Genomic DNA, 4,630 nt, shown 5'->3' on the forward strand with positions numbered 1-4,630 from the left:
AGGCTGGATTGGCCGCCGGGAAGCCGTACATCGTCGTCGCCAAGGTGTCGGGCACGGTGCAGCCCGACATCAGGCGCAAGCACAGCGACGGCCGCGAGGACAAATACATCTTCGTGCGCCACGTCGAGGCGACCGAAGGCATAACCATCATGGGTCCGAGCGAGCACAACTGAAGTCGGCCCATGATCGCCTCCGCCCCCGCCATTCCCGCCAGGCCGCTCAAACCTTCCTACGACGTCATCGTGGTCGGCGCGGGCTCCGGCGGCGCAGCGGTGACGCGGCGGCTGGTGGACGCAGGCGCCGAGGTGCTGCTGATCGAGGCGGGGCCGGCCGGCATCGGCATCGCCGAGATCGACGATCCGGCGCAATGGGTGCCGCTCGGGCGCGGCGCCTATGACTGGGGCTACGACTACGCGCCCGCCCCGCCCGTCAACGGCCGCACCATCGGCATCCCGCGCGGCAAGGTGCTGGGCGGCTCCAGCGCCATCAATGCGATGATGTGGTATCGCGGCCACCCGCGCGACTACGATGCCTGGGAAGACGCCGGCGCGAAGGGCTGGAGCTTCGCCGACTGCCTGCCCTACTTCCGTCGCTGCGAGGACTGGCAGGACGGCACCAGCCAATGGCGCGGCGCGGGCGGACCGCTGCGCATCGAGCGCGCGGCCGAAATGCATCCCGTGGCGCAGGCGCTCATCGACGGCGCGGCGGAACTGGGCATCCCGGTCATCGACGATCCCAACGGTCCCGACAACGAGGGCGCCGCCCCCGCCAACTTCAACATCGCCGGCGGCCGGCGCTGGAGCGCCGTGCAGGGCTACCTGCTGCCGATCCTCGACCATCCGCGCCTCACCGTCCTGACCGAATCGCTGGCGGTCAGTCTGGCGGTGGAGGACGGCCGGTGCGCGGGCGTGCGCCATCTCGTCGGCGGCGCGGAGCGGGAGACCCGCGCGCAAGAACAGGTCGTGCTGGCGCTGGGTGCCATCGACACGCCGCGCCTGCTGATGCTCGCCGGCATCGGCGACCCGGCCGAGCTCGGCCGGCTCGGCATCCCGACCGTTCACGCGCTTCCCGGCGTCGGCCGCAACCTCCAGGATCATCCGCTGGCCCAGGCCTGCGTCTTCCGGGCGAAACGGCCGCTCGGTCCGGTGACCGGCAATGGCGGCGGCTCGATGGTGAACTGGAGATCGCGGCCGGACCTGCCGCAGGCCGACCTCCACGCCTTCCCGGTGCAGGGCAACAGCGCCGAGCCGGCGATCCGCGCCCGCTATGAGATTTCGGGCGACGTATTCTCCTTCGGCGCGGGCGTGATGCGCTCGAAGAGCGTCGGCCATCTGCGGCTGCTGGAAGCCCGGCCAGGCGGCGCGCTGGAGATCCAGCCCAACTTCCTCGCCGAGCCCGAGGATCTGGAGGCGATGGTCACGGCGGTCGAGGCCGTCATCGAGATGGCGGCCGCCCGCGCCAACGCGCATGTTTTCGCCGGCTTCGCCGCGCCCGACCGGCGGCTCTCGCGAAAGGAGACGGTTGCCTTCGTCCGCGACGCCTGCTCGACCTTCTTCCACACCTGCGGCACCTGCCGCATGGGCGAGGACGACGAGGCCGTGGTCGACAGCCGCCTCGCGGTGCGCGGCATCGGCGGACTGACCGTCGCCGATGCGTCGGTGATCCCGATCATACCGAGCTGCAACACCCATGCGCCGGCAACGATGATTGGGGAACGCGCGGCCGACTTCATCTTGCAGGCGGCCCGAAACTTGCCTGGCTGCGGGACGAGGGACGAACGGATGAGGGGAACGTAGTGACTGAAAGCATGATCCTGGCAGGCGACCATCTGCTCACCATGGACGCAACCAACAGCGTCATCGCCGACGGCGCCTTGCTGATCGAGGACGGCCGCATCGCCGCGGTCGGCAAGCTGCGGGAGATCGCGGCCGACAACCCGTCGGCGCCGGTGAAAAAAATCGCCGACAGCGTGCTGATGCCCGGCATCGTCAACGCGCACGCCCATTCCGGCTTCCTGCGCGGCACGGCGGAGCATCTGCCGGTCTGGGATTGGCTGACGCTGCACATCAACCCGATGCACAGGGTGCTGCAGCCGCACGAGGCGGAAGCCGCCTCATGGCTGTGCTACGCCGAATCCGTGCTCGGCGGCACGACCACGGTCGTCGATATGTGGCGCTTCATGGAGGGCAGCGCCAAGGCGGCGGAAGCGATCGGGAACCGGCTCGTCGCCGTGCCCTATGTCGGCGAGCATCCGGACTACAACTATTTCGACACGCTCGACATGAACGAGGCGATGATCGAGACGTGGCATCGCAAGGCCGGCGGCCGCGTCAACGTATGGGTCGGTCTCGAGCATCTCTTCTATGCCGATGAGGCTGGGCAGCGCCGCGCCGTGGAGCTGGCGAAGAAGCACGGCACAGGCTTCCACACCCATTGCAGCGAAGCCCAGATCGAGCTCGCCGAATTCGAGAGACGCTACGGCAAGCGGCCGATGTACGTGCTAGACGATCTCGGCTTCTTCGAAACACCGCTCGCCATGATCGCGCATGGCGTGTGGCTCGATTCCGCCGAGATCGAATTCATCGCGAAGCGCCGCGTGTCGGTCGCGCACAACCCGGTCTCCAACATGAAGCTCGCCAGCGGCATCGCGCTGGTCGGCGAGATGCTGGCCGCCGGCGTTGCGGTCGGCATCGGCACGGACGGCGAGAAGGAGAACAACAATTTCGACATGTTCGAGGAGATGAAGGTCGCCTCCCTGCTTGGCAAGCTCAAGGATCTCGACGCCGCCGCCATGGACAGCTGGCAGGTGCTGCGCATGGCGACGATCACCGGGGCCAAGGCGATCGGGCTCGACGCCGAGATCGGCTCGATCGAGCCCGGCAAACGCGCCGACATCATCGCGGTCCGCACCGACACGCCGCGCATGACGCCCCTCTACGGCGAAGGCCCCTACTTCAACCTGCAGCACAATCTGGTTCATGCCGTGCGCGGCAGCGACGTGGCAATGACGATGATCGACGGCCAGATCGTCGTCGAGGATGGCGAGCTCAAGACCGCCGATCTGGGTGAGATCATCGCGGAGGTCCGTAAGGTAGCGCCCGGCCTCTTTGCCCGGCGCGCGGCCTTCCTCGCCGAGAATGCCGACGGCATCCGGCAATGGACCGACTGAACGGAGCGGAGCCATGAAGACGACCGACAGGGCGGCGCTCGACGAATGGTACGCGGTGGCGACCGCCGCGGAACTCGGACAAGCTCCGGTCGTGACACGCCTGCTCGGCCAGGACATCGAGCTCTGCCGCGACGAGGCCGGAGCGCCGGTCATCCGTGAAATCTTGAACGACGGCGGAAGAAGCCACGCTCTGCCTGCGCAGGAGCGCTACGGCTGCATTTGGACGACGCTCGGCCGGCCCAACAAGGACATCTTCGACATCGCCGAAAGCCATGAGGCGGACCGCCGCTTCGTGCCCTGCGGCTGGGTCAGGATGCGCGCCTCCGGCCTGCGCGTCGTGGAGAATTTCCTCGACATGGCGCACTTCCCCTTCGTGCACACCGACATACTCGGGTCGGAGCCGCACACCGAGGTGCCGCGCTATCTGAGCGAGATCCGCCGCGACGTGGACGAGGTCTGGGCCACCAACTGCACCTTCTTCCAGCCGCGCATCGCGGCGACGGAAAGTTCAGGCGACTTCGTGCACCTCACCTACCGCGTGCCAAGCCCCTTCGTGGTGATGCTCTACCGCGTCTGCCCCAGCGCGCCGGACCGCCTCGATGCCATCGCCCTTTTCATCCAGCCGATCGAGGAGGACCTCTGCCGCGCGCAGCCGGTCATGTATCTCGTCGACGCGACCTCGACCGACACGGCGCTGCTCAATTTCGAGCAGGTGATCTTCCTGCAGGACCGGATCATAGTCGAGAACCAGCGTCCCCTCCTGCTGCCGCTCGAACCGCGCCTGGAGATCCCGACGCGGGCGGACGGCTCTTCCGTCGCCTATCGTCGCTGGCTCAAGGAGAAGGGCCTGCGGTTCGGAACGACGGGAGCGCACTGACCGTGCAGGTGCTTCACCCGGCATCGATCGCCGACGCGCTGGCCATGCTTGCCGGCGGCGATGCGAGACTGGTCGCCGGCGGAACCGCGCTCCAATTGGAGTGGGCGAAAGGCCTCCCGAAGCCGCGCAGCCTCGTCGACATCGGCCAGATCGGCGGATTGAAGGGGATTGTCCCTGCCGGCAACGAGTTCCGGATCGGCGCGCTCACGACGCTGGGCGCCCTGGAGCGTGACGCGACCGTGCGCGAAGAGCTGCCATTGCTCGCCGCGGCAATCCGCGCGACCGCGGGCCCGGCGGTCCGCAATCTGGCGACGGTCGGCGGCAACGTTGCCGGCCGGACCGGCTGCCTGCTCCCTGCCCTGCTAGCGCTCGACGCCCGTGTCGAAAGCTCCTCCGTGGTGGGACGCCGGACCTTGCCGCTTTCCGAATGGCTGCGTCAGGAGCCCGGCGGCGAGATCATCGAAGCGATCACGGTCCCGGTTCCCGGCGCCCATGTCCGGTGGACGCATCGCAAAATCGGTCTTCGCGCTGCTTTCACGCCGAGCGTGATCGGCGCCGCCGGGATCATCGAAATCGTCGATGGC

General features: G+C 68.1%; 4 protein-coding genes. All 4 read left to right on the plus strand.

The genetic code is table 11. The features are described 5' to 3' along the window. The first annotated feature begins 182 nt into the window (after window positions 1-182). The gene (locus EOA28_RS25660; protein ID WP_127249329.1) at window positions 183-1,796 is read left to right on the plus strand and encodes a GMC family oxidoreductase N-terminal domain-containing protein; all 1,614 of its coding nucleotides are present in this window, start codon (window positions 183-185) and stop codon (window positions 1,794-1,796) included. Beyond that, window positions 1,796-3,169 (plus strand): amidohydrolase, encoded by a 1,374-nt coding sequence (locus tag EOA28_RS25665; RefSeq protein ID WP_128315417.1) that lies wholly within the window; start codon window positions 1,796-1,798, stop codon window positions 3,167-3,169. The genes EOA28_RS25660 and EOA28_RS25665 overlap by 1 nt, the downstream gene beginning before the upstream one ends. Window positions 3,170-3,182: 13 nt before the next feature. Next, the gene (locus EOA28_RS25670; RefSeq protein ID WP_127249331.1) at window positions 3,183-4,046 is read left to right on the plus strand and encodes an aromatic ring-hydroxylating dioxygenase subunit alpha; all 864 of its coding nucleotides are present in this window, start codon (window positions 3,183-3,185) and stop codon (window positions 4,044-4,046) included. An 8-nt stretch (window positions 4,047-4,054) separates the two neighbouring features. Further along, on the plus strand, window positions 4,055-4,630 hold a 576-nt coding region (locus EOA28_RS25675; RefSeq protein ID WP_281060922.1), incomplete at its 3' end, for an FAD binding domain-containing protein.

It is taken from the genome of Mesorhizobium sp. M2A.F.Ca.ET.067.02.1.1, from assembly GCF_004023285.1.
In the GTDB taxonomy this organism is placed as follows: Bacteria; Pseudomonadota; Alphaproteobacteria; order Rhizobiales; family Rhizobiaceae; genus Mesorhizobium.